We start from the raw sequence: 16,232 nt of genomic DNA on the forward strand, positions 1-16,232 counted from the left end.
TCCGCATGCCCTGCTGACCGCGACCAGGGTGAACAGGGCAAGGGGAGAAGCAGCGATGGGGGCTCAGTACTACGGCGCCGACAGCGAGAACGGCGACCGCACCGACGACCCCTCCGAGGACTCCGGAGCGGTGATCGCCCAGCGCTCGTGGTCCCTCCAGGCTCCGTCGATGAACAGCATCGCGGGCGAGAAGCCCTCCAGGCGGAAGCCCGCGCGGCTGACGAGCGCACGGGAGGCGGTGTTGCCGGGCTGGATGTTCGCCTCGAGGCGGTGCAGCTCCAGGGGCCCGAAGGCGTACGCCAGGACCAGCCCGAGGGCCTCCGAGAACAGTCCGCGGCCGGCGGCGTGCGCGAAGGCGCCGTAGCCGAGGGCGCCGCTGCGGAAGGCGCCGCGGACGATGTTGTTGATGTTGACGAAGCCGGCGATCCGCCCGCCGGGCACCCCTTCGGCGTGCTCGCACACCAGGAATCCGGCGCGCGCCGGGTCCTCGATCAGCACTCCGGCGTAGGCGGCGTACGCCTCGGGGGTGCACGGCGGGAACAGCCAGGGCCGGTGGAGTTCCCTGCTCTCGCGGGCACGTGCGGTGAACTCCTCGGCGTCGTCCGGCGAGAAGGGGCGCAGGCCCACACGGGGCCCGGCGGTGAGGAAACGGCCAAGATCGTCGGGCATGGAGCAAGGTTAGAACGCACGGCAGGGCCGCCGCCGGGGCATAACCGATCGACACCCCGGGCCCGATCGCGTTGACTTGACCGCATGCCCGAACTCCGTACCGGTCGTCTTCTGCTCCGCCGCTGGCAGGAGTCCGATCTCGAACCATGGGCGGCGATGAACGCGGACCCCGAAGTCCGCCGGTACCTGGGAGAGTTGCTGACCCGGGAGCAGAGCGATGCGGTGGTGAAGCTCATGCAGGCCGAGTTCGACGCGCGCGGTTTCGGTTGGTGGGCGCTGGAATCGCGGGAGACCGGCGAGTTCCTCGGCCGCGCCGGCCTGGACGAGGTGGACGGGAGCATGCCGTTCACGGGCGTGGACATCGGGTGGCGGCTGACCCGTTCGGCGTGGGGCCACGGTTATGCGACCGAGGCCGCCCTGGCCTGCCGGGCCTTCGGCTTCGAGACCCTCGGTCTGTCGGAGATCATCGCGACGACGACGGTCCACAACCTTCGTTCCCAGGCGGTGATGCGCCGGATCGGCATGACGCACGACCCGGCCGACGACTTCGACGACCCGAGCGTGCCCGAGGGGCCACTGCGCCGCTGTGTGCTGTACAGGACGCGCCGCGAAGAGGCTCGCGCCCTGCGCCGCTAGGGGGTGCCTTGCCGATCAGGCCGGATCCCGGAGCGCCGTGAGCCCGACATGACCGACAGGACATGTCCTCAGGACGTGTCCTGTCGGTCATGTCACTACGCCGTGCAGTGCGTTGCGTCCCGCATCACCGGCGGGGGTAGACGAGGATGCTCTCCCCGCCCGCGGTCGTCGTACCGAAGACGGCGACGTCGGCTCCGATGACGTCGGGCAGCAGAGTTCCCTCCGGCAGCGGGGACGCCTTGCCCGAGGAGAGGTCGATGGCGGCGGGCGACTCGGCGGTTTCGCCGTGGGCGGTGCCGTCCTTGTCCACCGTCGAGACGGTGATCGCCTTGCGGGTGCTTGTCTGCTCGAAGCAGTGGCCCTTCCCCGCCTGGAGGTCGATCACCACGCGTCCGGCCAGCACATAGCGGCCATCACCCGACACGGTGGGCGTGACGGCGGAGTCTCTCTCGTTCGCGCATGCGACGGAGGCACGTACCTTGCCGGTCTTTCCGTCGTGCACCGCGTAGACGTTGGTCTCCGCACTGCCCTCCTTGTCGGGCCAGGATGCCAGGGCGTCCCCGTTCGGCAGGCTGGAGGCCTCGACCGTGCGCCCGCCGTGCTCGGGCACGGCGTCGGCAGGCACCACATCGCCGCTGAACCAGCCGCCGGCCCAGAAGGCGCCATAGCCCTGGACCAGCGGGCCCGCGGGCGTCTGCCCGGCCACCGTCACCCGCCTGCTGTCGCAGGTGCCGGTCAGCTGCCGGCACGGCTTGGGCGACTTCAGCGCGGGGTGGTCCCCGTCGTACGTGATGACCCGGCCGGAGGCTACGTCCACGAGCGACACACCCTGGTCCGATACCACTGTGACGACGCCCAGTTCCCGCTGCGCAGTGAGGCCGGTCGCCGTCCCCGGGACAGAGATCTGCCGGAGAGGTTCCGCCGCGTCGCCCGAGGAGGCGATGTCGTACACCGCGAGACGCGTGACCGGGCTCGCGATGTTGACACCGTCACCACCCTCGACGCCGGTGACCGCGAGAACGGCGTACTCCTTGGTGCCGCCGCGCGCCAGCAAGACCTGGGAGTCGACGGGCCGCCCGCTCTTGGGCTCTTCCGGACGGACCAGCGGCTTGGTGCTCCAGCGCACCTGGCCGGTCTTCGCATCCTTGGCCACCACGCGCGCGGTCTTGCCGCCTCGTTCGTGCCAGCGCAGCAGAACCAGTCCGGCCTCTTCGGAGATGACGGGCCCGGACAACTCGTGTTCGTCGTCCTTGGTCTCCCAGCCCTTCGTATTGTCGAACGCCGCAGGTACGGGCTCCTTCGGTGCGGCCGTGGGTGCCGCTCCCTGCCCCGCGTCCTCCGCCGCGCCCTGGGCCGCATCACTCTTCGATCCGTTCGCCCCACCGCCGGACGAACCGCCGCACGCCGTGAGCGACAGCGCGGCGAACGCCGTCGCCGCACCCACAAGCACTCGGAACTTCATTCCCATCACCCGGTCCCCCGATCGTCACTCAACAAACCTGGTCAACATACGGGATGATCATTCGTCAGTTCCAACGCCGCCGCATCGGCCGCATGGCGTGACGGCGTACGTTCGGAGGGGAGCGTTTCCGAGGGGCGAAATCGGCGGCGGACGGTCAGGCCTGCTTGCGGCGGCGGTGTTCGGCGACGCGGACGCGTGAGGCGCAGGTGGTGGAGCAGTAGCGGCGGGGGCTGCCGGGGCCGGTGCCGAGGTAGAGCGTGCGGCAGCCTGGGGCCGCGCATTCGCCCCAGGTGGCGCGGCCGTGCTCGGTGAGGATCTGGGCGAGGGCGAGGGCGCTGGAGGCCAGGAACCAGTCGGCCCATCCGGCGTCGTGACGGTCGACGTGCAGGTGCCAGGCATGGCCGTCGTGCCGGGACAGCCGGGGGGCGGCGGCATGGTCGGCCAGGGTCGCGTTGAGCGCGGCGGCCGCCCGGTCGGTGCCGGTCTCGGTGAGGACGCCGGTCATCTTCAGGGCGGCGTCCCTCAGCTTTCGCAGGTCCGCGTCGGAGAGTGCCGTCTCGGTCAAGTCCTGCGGGCTCTCGCCGTGGCTCGCCAGGAGCGGCACCGCCACGTCGCGGGGCAGGTCGGGGTGGGTTCGTACGGCGTTGGCGAGGTCGATCAGGCGCTGGGCGGCCTGGAAACCCTGCGTTCTCACGTCTGCGCTCCCTGTTCCACGACTCGGACGGTAACGTCTTTTCATAATAAGACGTTACCGGTGGGGGGTCGGGGGTCGGATGCAGCAACGATCGCGTGAACGGTGGGGAGTGCCGCGCTACCTGGTGACCGCGTTCTTCGCGCGGCTGGCCGACGAGGGCACGGCCGTGGCCGTGGTCATGCTGGCCGTGGCCCGCACGGGCAGCGCGGCTCAGGGGGCGTTCGTCCTGACGGCCTGGACGGCCCCTCATGTCCTCGCGGCTCCCCTGGCGGGCGCCATGGCGGAACGCGCACGTCGGCCCCGGCTCTTCTACTGCGGTGCGCTCGGCGGCTTCGCCCTGGCGATCGCGGCGTTGTCCTTAAGCGCCGGACGACTCCCCCTCGCCCTGGTCCTCGTCGTCGCGGCGGCCGGGGGCTGTTGCGGGCCGGTCGTCTCCGGCGGGCTCTCCAGTCTCGTAGCGCGGCTGCTGCCGGCCGGCGGGGAGCGGGACCGCGCCTACTCCTGGGACGCCGTGGTCTACAACGCCGCCGCCGTCGCCGGCCCCGGCACCGCCGGGGTCCTCGCCTCGGCCGTCTCCCCGGCGGCGGCGATGCTCGTCCTGTCGGCGGCTGCGGCATGCGCCTGCGCCCTGACGGCACTGCTCCCGCTGCGCCCCGGCGCCGAGGACGCGCCGGTGCCGCCGACACGACTTCACCGGGATCTGGCCGACGGCCTGAGGACGGTGTGGCGGGAACCCGAACTGCGCGCCATCACCGCTGCCACCTGCCTGGCCTTCACCGGTGTCGGCGCCCTGACCACGACCGGCGTCCTGCTCGCCGCCCATCTGGGCAGCGCGGGGGCCGGCGGTCTGCTGATGACCGCGTTCGCGGCCGGCGCCCTGGCCGGGACGCTCGGCCTCGCCCGGCTGCGCCCCACCGTCGCACCGCAGCGACTGGCCGTCGTCGGACTGCTCGGTACGGCCGCCGGGCTCGCCGCCGCGGCCGGCGCCCCCTCCCTCCCCGTGGCGGCGGTCTGCTTCACCGTGGCCGGCGCGTTCGACGGGCTTGTCCTGACCGTGACCCTCCGCCTCCGCGCCGACCATTCCCCCGCCCGATGGCGTACGCAGGTGTTCACCATCGGGGCCGGGCTGAAGATGTCCGCCGCCGCTGCCGGTGCCGCTCTCGCCGGAGCGGCCACGGCCGGCACCGCACGCGGGTACCTGACCGGCATCGCGCTCGTGCAGGCGGCGGCAGCCCTGCTCTACCTCCTGACCGGACGCGACGCCCACCGAGGCAGCTCGCGTGAGGTCAGCGGCGGGCGGTCCGGACGCGGGGCGGGCAGGTCTCGCCCTTCCGTACGACCCCGATGGTGACCGCGGTCCGCCGGTCGAGGTCCGTGCCGGCCGCCGGGTACTGCGTGCACACCCGCCAGTTCGGCGGCCACAGCACCCGCCGGTCGCGTCCGCTCGCGTCGTGGACGTCCAGGCGGGTCCGGCGGTCGAGCCGGGTGAACACGCGCCACAGCGGGACGCCCAGCAGGTCCGGCATCGACCGCTGTCCGGTCTCGTCGCCCGGCACGGCGGGTTCCTCGGCCGAGGAGACGGCGACGGCCGCGAGCGCGATGACGGCGGTCGCGCCCACGACGGCGGCCCGCCTCACTTCTGCCTCCGGGCCGCGGCGTAGTAGCCGCAGCCGGCGCCGAGGACGGCGGTCGCGAGGAGAGCCAGGTAGAGCGGCATGGACACCTCGGGAATCAGGATCCGGATCCTGACCTCCCGGGTGTTCTCGAAGATGAAGACCAGCGTGAGGACCGCGACCACCGTCATCGCGATCCGGCCCGGGGTGAAGGCTCCGCTGAACCGGGACGTACCGCCGGTGCGGGACCCCCCTGCCGTGTCCTTGGGACTCATGCCCGGCCCTCTCCTCCGTCGTGCCGTCGGTCGTGCCCGTCGGTCGTGCCCGGCCCGTGCCGCGGGACGAGCCGTGGGACCAGAATGGGGTGAGCGGGGCCTTACCGGGACGGTGGGAAGAGCCGTACGGGTGACTTGTCAGACAACGTGGGCCGACTACGGTGGTCCCGGACACCGAGGGGAACACCGGCGGGAACCACACGAGGAGGCGGCCGTGGCGGTCAGCGGACAGCGGCGTCGACCGGTCGTGGCGCTGTACGAGCGGATCGCGGACGCCGTCCACGACGGCACCTACCCGCCGGGCTCGACACTCCCCTCCGAACCGAAGCTCGCCGCCGAACTGGGCGTGAGCCGGCCGGCCCTGCGCGAGGCGCTGCTGCTGCTCCAGGAGGACGGGCTGCTGACCGTGCGCCGCGGGGTCGGCCGGACCGTCAACGACCGTCCGCCGCGCCGGGGTTTCGAGCACGTCCAGCCACTGGAGGAGCTGATCGGCGCGGGGGGTCCGCTGCGCGTGCGGGCGCTGCTGAGGACGGTGGAGGAGCCCACCGACTTCACGACGCAGCACCTGCTCGCCCCGGCCCGTGCCGAGCTGCGGTTCTGGGAGTCCGTGCTGACCGGGGAGGGTACGGCGGCGGCCCTGAGCCACGAGTGGGCGGCCGCCGACGACGTGCTCGACCGGGTGCACCCCCAGTTCGCCCGCGCGCTGCGCGCCACGGAAGCGGCATCCTCCTCGATGCTCGCGGTCCTCCTCGGCGCCTCGCGCGAGACCGCGCTGAGCGCGCACAGCGGCATCACGGCGACGCTGCTCGGACGGCGGCGCGGGGACCAGCTGGGCCGCCCGGCGGACACCCCGGCCGTCCTGGTCACGCAGGTCGTACGGGTCGGGGAGACCCCGGTCCTGGCCGCCAAGCACATGCTGCCGACGGGCACCCCCGCCCTGCCGGTGCTCCAGTCGCACTGAGCGGTACGCAAAGCCGCACGTGAAGCGGTACGTAACGCGGGCCGTGCGGGCGCGGGCCCCGCACGGCCCGGAGCCCGGCCCGGCCCGGCACGAAACCGCGCCCCAAGCCCGCGCCCCGGGCCCGTACCGAGGCAGCTCACCACAGCCGTCGCCGCACACCCCCCGGCCGTGGCGTACACTTCCCCGCCATGCACTTGTCTGACAACCCAGCCACGCCTGTCGCCGCCACCGTCTCCGAGTGGATCCGCCGGGCCCCCAAGGCCGTCCTGCACGACCACCTCGACGGCGGGCTGCGCCCCGCGACGATCGTCGAGCTGGCGCGGGAGCACGGCTACACCGCGCTGCCGACCGAGGACCCGGCCGAGCTCGCGGTCTGGTTCCGGGACGCCGCCGACTCCGGATCGCTGGAGCGGTACCTGGAGACCTTCGCCCACACCTGCGCGGTGATGCAGACCCGCGAGGCGCTGACGCGCATCGCGGCCGAGTGCGCCGAGGACCTGGCGGCGGACGGTGTCGTCTACGCCGAGATCCGCTACGCCCCCGAGCAGCACCTGGAGGGCGGGCTGACCCTCGACGAGGTCGTCGAGGCGGTCAACGACGGCTTCCGCGAGGGCGAGCGTCGCGCCGGCGGCCGGATCACCGTCCGTACGCTCCTCACCGGCATGCGGCACACGGACCGTTCCCTGGAGATAGCGCGGCTCACGGTCGCCCACCGGGAGAACGGCGTGGCGGGCTTCGACATAGCCGGCGGCGAGATCGGCAACCCGCCGGCCCGCCACCTCCCCGCCTTCCAGCACCTGAAGCGGGAGAACTGCCACTTCACGATCCACGCGGGCGAGGCCGTCGGCGCGGAGTCGATCCACGAAGCCGTGCAGGTCTGCGGCACGGAGCGGATCGGCCACGGCGTGCGGATCACGGACGACATCGCGGAGGACGGCACCCTGGGCCCGCTCGCCGCGTACGTCCGGGACAACCGCATCGCCCTGGAGGTCTGCCCGACCTCCAACCTCCAGACGGGCGCCGCCAAGGACTACGCCTCGCACCCGATCGACGAGCTGCGCCGCCTCGGCTTCCGGATCACGCTCAACACCGACAACCGCCTGGTCTCCGGCACCACCATGAGTGAGGAGTTCCAGCACATGGTGGACGCCTTCGGCTACGGCCCCGAGGTGTTCGAGGAGTTCACGGTCGCCGCTCTGGACGCCGCCTTCCTGCCGCTGCCGGAGCGGCAGCGACTGATCGACGAGGTCGTCCGCCCGGGATACGCCGCGCTCTGACCGCGTCAGGCCCCCAGCGCACCCGGCGCCCCCGCGTTCTCGCGGGGGCGCCGGCCGCTTCCCGTCCCGTCGGGTGCGACGTCGTGGCGCTCATGGCAGCTCAGCGCAGGGCCGGTACGTCCAGGGTCAGGGTGCCCGCCTCCGCGTCGAGCAGTCCGGGGACCCCGAGGGGCACGGTCAGCGCCGTCGCGCTGTGGCCGAAGCCCAGCTCCTCCACCACGGGTACGCCGAGGCCGCCCAGCCGGTCGAGGAGCACCGCCCTCACGTCCTCGTACGGGCCGCACTCCTCCCACGAGCCCAGGGCGACACCCGCGACGCCGTCCAGCCAGCCGGAACGCAGCAGCTGGGTGAGCGTCCGGTCGAGGCGGTACGGCTCCTCCCCGACGTCCTCCAGGAGCAGCAGCCCGCCGCGTGCCGAGGGTCTGGCGTGCGGAGTGGCGAGGTCGGCGGCGAGCAGGCTGACGCAGCCGCCGAGCGTGATGCCCCGGGCGCGGCCGGGGACCAGCGGCCGCGCGGTCTCCAGGCCGAGCGTCCGTACCGTGTCCGGCTCGAAGAGGGTGGCCCGCAGCGACTCCTGGGTGCGCGGGTCGGCGAGGAAGGTGGCGGCGGCGACCATCGGTCCGTGGAGCGTGGCGGTCCCCGTCCGGACGGCGAACGCCTCGTGCAGGGCGGTGACGTCGCTGTAGCCGACGAACGCCTTGGGCCCGGCGGCCCGGACGGCCGGCCAGTCGACGAGGTCCACCATGCGCTGGACCCCGTAGCCGCCGCGCGCGCAGATCACGGCGGAGACCGAGGGGTCGCACCAGGCCTCCGTCAGGTCGCGGGCCCGGGCCCGGTCCGCGCCGGCGAGATAGCCGAGGGCGGGGTGGGTGTCCAGGACGTGCGGGGCGACCACCGGGTCCAGGTCCCAGCTCCGCAGGATGTCGAGCCCGGCCCGGAGCCGCTCCTCGGGCACGGGTCCGCTGGGGGCGACGACGGCGACCCGCGCCCCGGGCCGGAGGCGCGCGGCCCGGTTCAGGGGTGGGGTGGCGGCGAGCGGGTCCGGCGCGGTCATGAGCGGAGCTCCAGGTCGGGGACGTCGGTGCGGGTGACACCGAAGGTCCGGGTGTACAGGGCGAGTTCGGCCTCCAGGGCCCGGGTCATCGTGTCGGCCCTGCGGAAGCCGTGCCCTTCTCCCTCGAAGGCCAGGTAGGCGTGGGGGACGCCGCGGCCGGCCATCCGGGCGAGGAAGCGCTCGGCCTGCACGGGCGGGCAGATGACGTCGTCGAGCCCTTGGAGCAGCAGGAAGGGGGTCGTGATCCGGTCGACGTGCTCGATCGGTGAGCGTTCCTCGTAGCGGTCGGGGACCTCGCCGAGGGGGCCGACGAGGCCGTCGAGGTACCGGGACTCGAAGTCGTGGGTCTCGTCGGTGGCCCAGCCCCGCAGGTCGAGGATGGGGTAGATGATCGTGCCGCAGGCGTACACGTCGGTGCCGGCGAGGGAGGCGGCGGCCGTCCAGCCGCCCGCGCTGCCGCCGCGCACCGCGAGCCGGGCGGGATCGGCGGTGCCCTCGGCGGCGAGGGCCGCGGCGACGGCCGCGCAGTCCTCGACGTCGACGACGCCCCACTGCTCGCGCAGCCGCTCCCGGTACTCCCGGCCGTAGCCGGTCGAGCCGCCGTAGTTGACCTCGGCGACGCCGATCCCGCGCGAGGTGAAGTAGGCGATCTCCAGGTCGAGGACGAGCGGGGCGTGGCCGGTGGGCCCGCCGTGGGCCCAGATCACGTAGGGCGGCAGTTCGTCGGCGGGTCCGGTGATCAAGGGGTGATGCGGCGGGTACACCTGCGCGTGGATCTCGCGCCCGCCGGGGCCGGTGAAGGTGCGGACCCGCGGCTCGGGGTAGTACGCGGGGTCGACGGCGTCCGTGTGCGCGGCGCCGACGACGCGGGTGCGGCCGGTTCGGGTGTCGAGCTCGACGAGCTCGTATCCGCTGCGCGGTCCCGCGGCGACCCCGACGACGCGGGTGCCGTGCGCGGCGAGGGTGGCGGCCCATTCGGTCCAGGGTCCCGGGACGTCGACGAGGGTGCCGCGGTCGGGGTCGAGTATCCCGAGGGCGGTGGTGCCCTTGCCGTGGACGACGGCGATCAGACCGTTGTCCAGGGGCGTGAACCAGTTCAGTCCGATCTTCCAGAGCGGTCCGGCGAACTCCTCGTCGCGGGGGTGGAGCGGGACCGGTTCGCGGAGGCCTCCGTCGGCGGTGGGCTCCGCCCGGTAGAGGTTCCACCAGCCGGTGCGGTCGCTCGCGAAGAGCAGGCGTCCGGCCGTGTCCCAGGCGACCTGGGGGATCGACTCGGCGGGGCCGCCTGCGACGGTCCTGGCGCCGTGGAAGGTGCCGTCGGGGGCGACGTCGGCGAGCTGGACCTCGGTGCCGTCCCAGGGCATGCGGGGGTGGTCCCAGGCGATCCAGGCCACCCGGCGCCCGTCCGGGGAGAGCCGGGGTCCCGTGACGAACCGGTGCCGCCCGTCGGAGAGTTCGCGCACGGCGCCGCGGTCCTCGGCGGCCGATCCGTCCAGCGGCACGGCGGCGAGGACCCTGCGCACATCGGTCGGCGCGGGCCCGGTGAACTCCTCCAGGACGGCCCACACCTCGCCCCGGTCCGGGTGGATCACCGGATCCACCCAGCGCGCTCCGCCGCCGACGCCCGAGACGGGGGTGAGCGGCCGGGGCGGGGAGTCCGCTCCGGCCTCCGGCTCGTACGCGTACAGCCGCTGGTCGGGGAAGTGGCTGAAGACCACGAGGGGTCCGCCGGTGGGCCGCGCGGTCGCGGCCCAGGGCTGCCCGCCGTACTCGACGACGCGGCTGCGGACGTTCCACGGGACGGGGAGGAGGCTCTCCTCGGTGCCGTCGGCGCGCCGCCGGACGAGGGCGCGTCTGCCGCCCTCGGCGGGGCGCGGCGCGGTCCACCACAGTTCGTCGCCGACGGATCGCACGTACTCGGGCCGGCCGTCGTGGGCGGCGGTGAGCGCGGCGTCGACGGGCGACGGCCAGCCGCCGTGGGCGGCCGTGGTCGTGTGCCTCGTCTCCGTGGTGGCCATCTGGACTCCTCCCCCTGTCACGGTCCTACGCGGTCTTCAGATAGTGGTCGAGCACCCGGACGCCGAAGTGCAGGGCGTCGACCGGGACGCGTTCGTCGACGCCGTGGAAGAGCGCCCCGTAGTCGAGCTCGGGTGGCAGCCTGAGCGGCGAGAAACCGTAGCCGGTGATGCCGAGCCGCGAGAACTGCTTGGCGTCGGTGCCGCCGGACATGGTGAAGGGCACGACGTGTCCGGCCGGGTCGAAGCGCTCGACGGCGGCCCGGAGCTTCGCGAAGGTCGGCGAGTCGACCGGGGCCTCCAGGGACACCTCGCGGTGGTGGTGCTCCCAGTCCACGTCGGGCCCGGTGAGCGCGTCCATGGTCGCGGCGAACTCCTCCTCGCCGCCGGGCAGCGTCCGTCCGTCGATGTACGCGACGGCCTGGCCCGGGATGACGTTGACCTTGTAACCGGCCTTCAGCATCGTCGGGTTGGCGCTGTTGCGGACGGTCGGCTCGACGAGCGCGGCGGCGGGACCGAGCTTGTCGAGGAGAAGGTCGACGTCGAGGTCGGGGGCGCCGGTGTCGACGTCGATGCCGTACAGCCCGGCGAGTTCGGTCAGGGCGGCGCGGACGGTGGTGGTGAGACGGACCGGCCAGGTGTGCGCGCCGATCCGGGCGACGGCGGAGGCGAGGCGGGTGACGGCGTTGGCCGTGTTGACCTTGGAGCCGTGGCCGGCCCGGCCGTGGGCGGTCAGCTTGAGCCAGGCGGTGCCCCGCTCCCCCGCCGCGATCGGGTAGATCGTCGTGCCGGGCTGCGGGTGGAAGCTGAACGCCCCGGACTCGCTGATGCCCTCCGTGCAGCCGTCGAAGAGCGCGGCGTGCCGGTCGGCCAGGAAGCCGGAGCCGTCCTCGGCGCTGGCTTCCTCGTCGGCGGTGTACGCGAGGACGATGTCGCGGCGCGGCCTGACGCCCTGGCGGGCCCAGGAGCGGACGACGGCCAGGACCATCGCGTCCATGTTCTTCATGTCGACGGCGCCGCGCCCCCACACGACTCCGTCGCGGACCTCCCCGGAGAAGGGGTGCACGGTCCATTCGGCCGGGTCGGCGGGGACCACGTCGAGGTGGCCGTGGACGAGGAGCGCGTCGGCCGAGGGGTCGGTGCCCGGGATGCGCGCCACGACGTTGGTGCGGCCGGGGGTGCGCTCCAGGAGGGTGGGTTCGATGCCGGCGGCGGCGAGCCGCTCGGCGACGTACTCGGCGGCGGGACGCTCGCGGCAGTCGCCGCCGCCGTGGTTGGTGGTGTCGATGCGGATGAGCTCGGAGGTGAACGTGACCACCTCGTCGAGCGCCGTCGTGTCCGGGCCCCGGACCTCCTCAGCCATACTGCTCCTCCACCGCGGCCGAGACGATGGTCGTGACCGCCTTGAACGTGCGAATTGCCTCGTACATCGTCTCTCCCGTGTAGGAGACGCGCCGCTCTCCGCTCCGCGCCACGCCGGGAACCACCGTGGCGGCGGCTCCCAGGTGGTCGGCGTCGAACTCCACCTCCACGGTGAACGGTCCGCCGCGGACGGGCTCGTGCCGGACCGCGAGGGAGGTCGCGTCCTTCGCGGCCGCTCTGATGTCGGCGGCGGTCCTCGCCGGGGTCCGGCACACGGCCGCGTACCGCGAGACGTGGTCCTTGACCGCGACCTTGCGGGCCTCCGGCGCGTACCCGAGGGCGTCCTCGCAGGTCAGGTCGTCGCCGGTGACGAGGACGACCGGGACGCCGTACTCCGCGACGACGTGGGCGTTGAGCACGCCCTCGCTCGCCCGCTCGCCGTTCAGCCACACGCCCGTGATGGAGTTCGCCAGATAGGTGTGCGCGAGGACGCCCGCCGCGCCGGCGCCCGTGTGGTACCCGACGAACGCGATCCCGTCGACGTCCCCGTGCTGCACGCCCTCGACCATCGACAGCGCCTTGTGCCGGCCGGTGAGCATCTCGGCCCGCTCGTCGAGCCGCTCCAGGAGGAGGTTCCGCATGGTCGAGTGCGCTTCGTTGATCAGCACCTCGTCGGCGCCGCCGTCGAAGAAGCCCAGCACGGCCGCGTTCACGTCGGAGGTGAACATCGCACGGCAGCGCTCCCACTGGGGCGTACCGGGCAGTACGTCGGCGGGCCAGGTCACACCGGTCGCGCCTTCCATGTCGGCGCTGATGAGGATCTTCATGTCTGGCACCGTACGCGCCGCCCGGCAGCCCTACCACCCCTGTGGATAAACGCCGTTGGAGTGGACCAATGGCGGCCCGCCGAAGGTCACCGGGACGGCGGTACGGATCATCCGCGGAGTTCCGGATACCCCCGGGGATCGGCCTCGGCCAGGCGGCGCAGGGCGGCGGCCGCCTGTTCCTGGGGCGGTGTCCCGTCGTCCGGGAGGTACCACAGGAACTGCCGCTGTTCCCCCTCCGCTTCGGGCGTTCCGTCGGCGGCCAGGAGCGGACCCGTGAAGGTGACCACGGTCGTGTCCGGCGCGTCGAAAGCCGTGGAGATCCATCCCTGCACGAGCCCCCACCGGGTGAACGTCTCCGGCCGGTCGCGCAGGCCCGCCGTGATCAGCCGGGCCGTACGGCGGGCCGGCCAGGCCCAGCCCTGGTCGTGTTCCGCGTACGCGATCTCGGCGTCGTACGCGACGGCGTCGAAGCGGTACGCGGGGAGCTCCGGCAGCCCGAGCGGCGCGGCCGGCCGCCGCCAGCCGTCCCAGACGACGTGGTCGCCGTCGCGCCGCACGGTGACGTACAGCGCGCCGCAGCAGCCCTCGGTGCAGTAGGCCTCGGCGAGCCTCACCTCGCGCGGCTCGGGCGTGGCCCGCAGGGAGCCCCTGTCGAGCAGCTGCTCGGGCGGCTCGCCGGGACCCTGGCCGAAGGCCTCGGGGACGAGGGGCCGTCCGTCGATCAGGAAGCGTGTCTCGACGACCTCCGGCTCGGCGGGATCGGCGACGGCGACCTCGATCCGCAGCCGAGGAGCGCCGGAGGGCTTCGCCGCGTCGTCGGTACGGAGCCGGCCTGCGGTACGGAGCCGCCGCACCGTGCGGCGGATCCAGTCGGCGCGCCGCCGGTCCGCCGGTTCGGCGGGCGCGTCGCCCTGCCACCTCGCCACCGCCAGGAGGGCGTGGAAGAGTTCCTCGCGCCGCCCCTCCGGCCAGGCGAGGAGGTGGCCGGCGCCGCTGTGCAGGTCGAGAGCGAGAGAGACCAGATCGGCCCGGTGGCCGAGCTCGCGGGGCAGCCGGTGGGCGAGGCCGGCCACCGTCTCGTACAGGTCGACGGCCTCTCCGTACCGAAGGATCTCGGCCGGATAGTTCTGGCGACTGGTCATCCGGACCAGCACACGGACCGTCTGTGCGAGCAGCCCGGGACGGTCAGGCTCCCGCCGGAGGAGGTCCACCAGACCGATGGCCTCGGCGACGTGCCGGGCGGTCTCGGGCCCGAGGCCCCGGGGCCCGGTCGGGATGTCCAGGAGCCGGTCGCGTACGGCGTCGGTGTCCCCGCGGTCGAGTGCGCCGACGAGGGCGCGCAGCTCGGCCCCTCGGACGCGGTGGATCAGCCACACGAACGCGGCGGCCCGCGGGTCCAGGGGGGTGAGCGCGGTGACGGTCTCCTGGTCGAGTCCTTGGAGAAGGCCGAGGGTGCGGAGGCAGGGCACGTCCTCGGCCTCGCCGAGGCGGGCGAGGATGCCGAGGCCGGCGGCCACGGTGAGCGTGGTGGTCCCGTCGCGGGTCAGGCGCCGGCCGAGCGCCCTGGCGCGGGCCCGGTCGCTCGGATCGTCGGGTGGTGGGAGAGCGGCCGCCGCGGAGCAGACGGTGCGGTCGCGGACCCCCGTCGCGGCGAGCGCGCGCTGGGCCTCTGCGGCCGCCCGCTCCTCGTCCGCGTCCGCGAGCAGCGAGACGAGGACGTCGGTCACGGCGATCCGGGCCTCGGCATGCGTGCGGCCGACGCGTGGTGTCCTCGGTGGGCGCCCGGTGTCGGGCAGCGGATACCCGCCCTTGGGCAGGGGCACTCCGGGTTCCGCGAGCCGGAGGTCCCGGGCGTACGCGAAGAGGGAGGGGGCGGAGAGGGAGGAGTCGGAGAAGCCGGGGGCGAGCGTCGGGCGCTCGTGCGGGGCGCTCACCGCGCGGGGTGGAGCTCGATTCCGTAGGTCATGGGAGCATGCTGCCCTCCGGGCCTCCCGACCCGCCATCGAATTAGCAGGCGCCTCGACGATGGCTCGAATAGGGCGAAATATCGTCAACATGTGCGTATAGGCTGTCGGCCGCAGTTGTCGTACCGACCTTCCGGAGAGCACTCGGTGACCATCGCCATCACCCCGTCCGACACGTCCGCCGACGAGCGCGAGGCCGCCCCCGAGGCGATCTCGGAGCCCGAGTTCTGGGTGCCGGAGGCCCCGGAGCCGGAGTCCCCCGAGGCCGAGGCCGAGGTCCAGGATGACGCCGAGGTCCAGGATGAGGAGCCGGAGCCGGTGTCGCCCGACGCGCACGACCCCGTCGTCGTCCGTGACGCCCAGGACTTCGGGATCTACGCACGCACCGGCGGCTGGGCCTTCGCGCTCAAGGTCGCTCGGAGCGTGCGCCCCGGCGGCCAGCCCGCCGAGGGCACGGCGGCCGCGAAGGTCTCTGCGAAGGCCTTCGCCGCGCTCGCGGGATGCTCGCCCGACCGGGTCATGCGCTACTACAAGGCCTGGGACATGGCAGCCGACGACGGCCTGGTCCCGCAGTTCGAGGTCCTGGTGCCCGGCGAGGACGTCGAGCTGCCCGACGCGGACGTCTGGCTCTCGTACTACACCTCCCGCAACAGCGCGTCCTCCGTGCGCGGCCAGGCGATCAGCGCGGCGGCCGAGGCGGAGGGCATCCGGCCGACGAAGGCCCTGGAGGTCGCCGAGAACCCGACGGCGCTGCGGGCCGCGATCCTCGCCGACCCGGGGACGGCCGAGGCGGCGCGCGGGGCGCTGCTCGACCGGATGAAGGAGGACCCGGCGCTCCAGACGGAGATGGCCCGCGCGATCGCCCGCACCGACGACCTGAAGAAGGCGGTGGCGAGCGAGGCGAAGGCGGCCGACCGCATCGGGTACGTGCGGCAGATCGTCGAGAACGGCCAGATCAAGACCCCGGCCGGCCAGACGGTGGCGGCACCCGCCGAGCTGCGCGCGGAGGCCGAGCGCCACCTGTCGCTCATCGACGAGCTCGACGACTCCGAGGAGGCCGGCGAGTGGGCCGGTGAGGCGTACGACGCGGTGAAGGGCCTGGTCGCCCGGGCCGTCGAGGAGGACCCGACGCTGCGGGTCCAGGAGCGGCGCACCAAGTTCTACAACAGCCTGCAGAAGGCGACGAAGGTCTTCGAGGAGCTGACGCTGGACGAGGTGATGGAGGAGGACATCTACGAGGCCGACATGCTCCAGCGCCTCGAAGCCCTCCAGGAGGCGATCGGCAGCTGCATCAGCGCGCTGCGCAAGGCGACGATCACCTCCTGAGGACCACTTCTGATACGGAAGAACCGCCGACAGGAAAAAGAGGTGGAGCCCCGACCGATGTCTCGATCGGGGCTCCCGAACTGCTTCGAGGGTGGCG

At 73.5% G+C, this 16,232-nt stretch carries 15 protein-coding genes; 5 read left to right on the forward strand and 10 right to left on the reverse strand.

The window, feature by feature from the left end; genetic code table 11:
- Positions 1-69: 69 nt before the first annotated feature.
- Positions 70-669 (reverse strand): GNAT family N-acetyltransferase, encoded by a 600-nt coding sequence (locus DEJ46_RS07355; RefSeq protein WP_150264740.1) that lies wholly within the window; start codon positions 667-669, stop codon positions 70-72.
- Positions 670-753: 84 nt separating this feature from the next.
- Here DEJ46_RS07355 and DEJ46_RS07360 point away from each other — a divergent pair, with 84 nt between their 5' ends.
- On the forward strand, positions 754-1,305 hold the full coding sequence (locus tag DEJ46_RS07360) for a GNAT family N-acetyltransferase (RefSeq protein WP_150264741.1): 552 nt from the start codon (positions 754-756) through the stop codon (positions 1,303-1,305).
- 124 nt (positions 1,306-1,429) lie between these two features.
- On the opposite strand, the gene DEJ46_RS07365 is transcribed toward DEJ46_RS07360, so the two are convergent.
- Both DEJ46_RS07365 and DEJ46_RS07370 read right to left on the reverse strand, forming a co-directional pair.
- On the reverse strand, positions 1,430-2,767 hold the full coding sequence (locus tag DEJ46_RS07365) for a hypothetical protein (protein ID WP_150264742.1): 1,338 nt from the start codon (positions 2,765-2,767) through the stop codon (positions 1,430-1,432).
- Positions 2,768-2,921: 154 nt separating this feature from the next.
- Positions 2,922-3,506 (reverse strand): CGNR zinc finger domain-containing protein, encoded by a 585-nt coding sequence (locus tag DEJ46_RS07370; protein ID WP_150264743.1) that lies wholly within the window; start codon positions 3,504-3,506, stop codon positions 2,922-2,924.
- A 34-nt stretch (positions 3,507-3,540) separates the two neighbouring features.
- On the opposite strand from DEJ46_RS07370, the gene DEJ46_RS07375 reads away from it, so the two are divergent.
- Complete coding sequence (locus DEJ46_RS07375; RefSeq protein WP_150264744.1) at positions 3,541-4,812, forward strand: MFS transporter; 1,272 nt, start codon at positions 3,541-3,543, stop codon at positions 4,810-4,812.
- On the opposite strand, the gene DEJ46_RS07380 is transcribed toward DEJ46_RS07375, so the two are convergent.
- Both DEJ46_RS07380 and DEJ46_RS07385 read right to left on the reverse strand, forming a co-directional pair.
- The gene (locus DEJ46_RS07380) at positions 4,748-5,098 is read right to left on the reverse strand and encodes a hypothetical protein (RefSeq protein ID WP_150264745.1); all 351 of its coding nucleotides are present in this window, start codon (positions 5,096-5,098) and stop codon (positions 4,748-4,750) included. The two genes, DEJ46_RS07375 and DEJ46_RS07380, sit on opposite strands and share 65 nt — an antisense overlap.
- Complete coding sequence (locus tag DEJ46_RS07385) at positions 5,095-5,349, reverse strand: LapA family protein (protein WP_150264746.1); 255 nt, start codon at positions 5,347-5,349, stop codon at positions 5,095-5,097. Before DEJ46_RS07385 ends, DEJ46_RS07380 begins: the two co-directional genes overlap by 4 nt.
- 214 nt (positions 5,350-5,563) lie before the next feature.
- Here DEJ46_RS07385 and DEJ46_RS07390 point away from each other — a divergent pair, with 214 nt between their 5' ends.
- Both DEJ46_RS07390 and DEJ46_RS07395 read left to right on the forward strand, forming a co-directional pair.
- On the forward strand, positions 5,564-6,310 hold the full coding sequence (locus DEJ46_RS07390) for a GntR family transcriptional regulator (RefSeq protein WP_150264747.1): 747 nt from the start codon (positions 5,564-5,566) through the stop codon (positions 6,308-6,310).
- 188 nt (positions 6,311-6,498) lie between these two features.
- Positions 6,499-7,587 carry an adenosine deaminase gene (locus DEJ46_RS07395; RefSeq protein ID WP_150264748.1) on the forward strand — a complete coding sequence of 363 codons (1,089 nt, stop codon included), beginning with the start codon at positions 6,499-6,501 and terminating at the stop codon, positions 7,585-7,587.
- 100 nt (positions 7,588-7,687) lie between these two features.
- On the opposite strand, the gene DEJ46_RS07400 is transcribed toward DEJ46_RS07395, so the two are convergent.
- The 5 genes from DEJ46_RS07400 to DEJ46_RS07420 form a co-directional block, all read right to left on the reverse strand.
- Positions 7,688-8,641, reverse strand: a complete 954-nt coding sequence (locus tag DEJ46_RS07400; RefSeq protein ID WP_150264749.1) for an LD-carboxypeptidase — start codon at positions 8,639-8,641, stop codon at positions 7,688-7,690.
- The gene (locus DEJ46_RS07405; protein ID WP_150264750.1) at positions 8,638-10,659 is read right to left on the reverse strand and encodes a prolyl oligopeptidase family serine peptidase; all 2,022 of its coding nucleotides are present in this window, start codon (positions 10,657-10,659) and stop codon (positions 8,638-8,640) included. Before DEJ46_RS07405 ends, DEJ46_RS07400 begins: the two co-directional genes overlap by 4 nt.
- A gap of 25 nt (positions 10,660-10,684) precedes the next feature.
- Positions 10,685-12,019, reverse strand: coding sequence for a M20/M25/M40 family metallo-hydrolase (locus DEJ46_RS07410; protein WP_150264752.1), 1,335 nt, complete (start codon positions 12,017-12,019; stop codon positions 10,685-10,687).
- Entirely contained in the window at positions 12,012-12,845 is an 834-nt protein-coding gene (locus tag DEJ46_RS07415; RefSeq protein WP_150264754.1) for a M55 family metallopeptidase, read from the reverse strand. The genes DEJ46_RS07410 and DEJ46_RS07415 overlap by 8 nt, the downstream gene beginning before the upstream one ends.
- A 107-nt stretch (positions 12,846-12,952) precedes the next feature.
- Positions 12,953-14,779: a hypothetical protein gene (locus DEJ46_RS07420; RefSeq protein ID WP_150264755.1), complete on the reverse strand. Its 1,827-nt coding sequence runs from the start codon at positions 14,777-14,779 to the stop codon at positions 12,953-12,955.
- 177 nt (positions 14,780-14,956) lie between these two features.
- Here DEJ46_RS07420 and DEJ46_RS07425 point away from each other — a divergent pair, with 177 nt between their 5' ends.
- Positions 14,957-16,135 carry a hypothetical protein gene (locus DEJ46_RS07425; protein ID WP_190622488.1) on the forward strand — a complete coding sequence of 393 codons (1,179 nt, stop codon included), beginning with the start codon at positions 14,957-14,959 and terminating at the stop codon, positions 16,133-16,135.
- Positions 16,136-16,232: the final 97 nt, after the last annotated feature.

The organism is Streptomyces venezuelae, assembly GCF_008642375.1.
GTDB classification, from domain to species: domain Bacteria; phylum Actinomycetota; class Actinomycetes; order Streptomycetales; family Streptomycetaceae; genus Streptomyces; species Streptomyces venezuelae_G.

Coding starts and splice junctions, on each gene's coding strand:
- DEJ46_RS07355 (WP_150264740.1), bottom strand. CDS start 669: ATGCCCGACGATCTTGGCCGTTTCCTCACCGCCGGGCCCCGTGTGGGC.
- DEJ46_RS07360 (WP_150264741.1), top strand. CDS start 754: ATGCCCGAACTCCGTACCGGTCGTCTTCTGCTCCGCCGCTGGCAGGAG.
- DEJ46_RS07365 (WP_150264742.1), bottom strand. CDS start 2,767: ATGAAGTTCCGAGTGCTTGTGGGTGCGGCGACGGCGTTCGCCGCGCTG.
- DEJ46_RS07370 (WP_150264743.1), bottom strand. CDS start 3,506: ATGAAAAGACGTTACCGTCCGAGTCGTGGAACAGGGAGCGCAGACGTG.
- DEJ46_RS07375 (WP_150264744.1), top strand. CDS start 3,541: ATGCAGCAACGATCGCGTGAACGGTGGGGAGTGCCGCGCTACCTGGTG.
- DEJ46_RS07385 (WP_150264746.1), bottom strand. CDS start 5,349: ATGAGTCCCAAGGACACGGCAGGGGGGTCCCGCACCGGCGGTACGTCC.
- DEJ46_RS07395 (WP_150264748.1), top strand. CDS start 6,499: ATGCACTTGTCTGACAACCCAGCCACGCCTGTCGCCGCCACCGTCTCC.
- DEJ46_RS07400 (WP_150264749.1), bottom strand. CDS start 8,641: ATGACCGCGCCGGACCCGCTCGCCGCCACCCCACCCCTGAACCGGGCC.
- DEJ46_RS07405 (WP_150264750.1), bottom strand. CDS start 10,659: ATGGCCACCACGGAGACGAGGCACACGACCACGGCCGCCCACGGCGGC.
- DEJ46_RS07410 (WP_150264752.1), bottom strand. CDS start 12,019: ATGGCTGAGGAGGTCCGGGGCCCGGACACGACGGCGCTCGACGAGGTG.
- DEJ46_RS07415 (WP_150264754.1), bottom strand. CDS start 12,845: ATGAAGATCCTCATCAGCGCCGACATGGAAGGCGCGACCGGTGTGACC.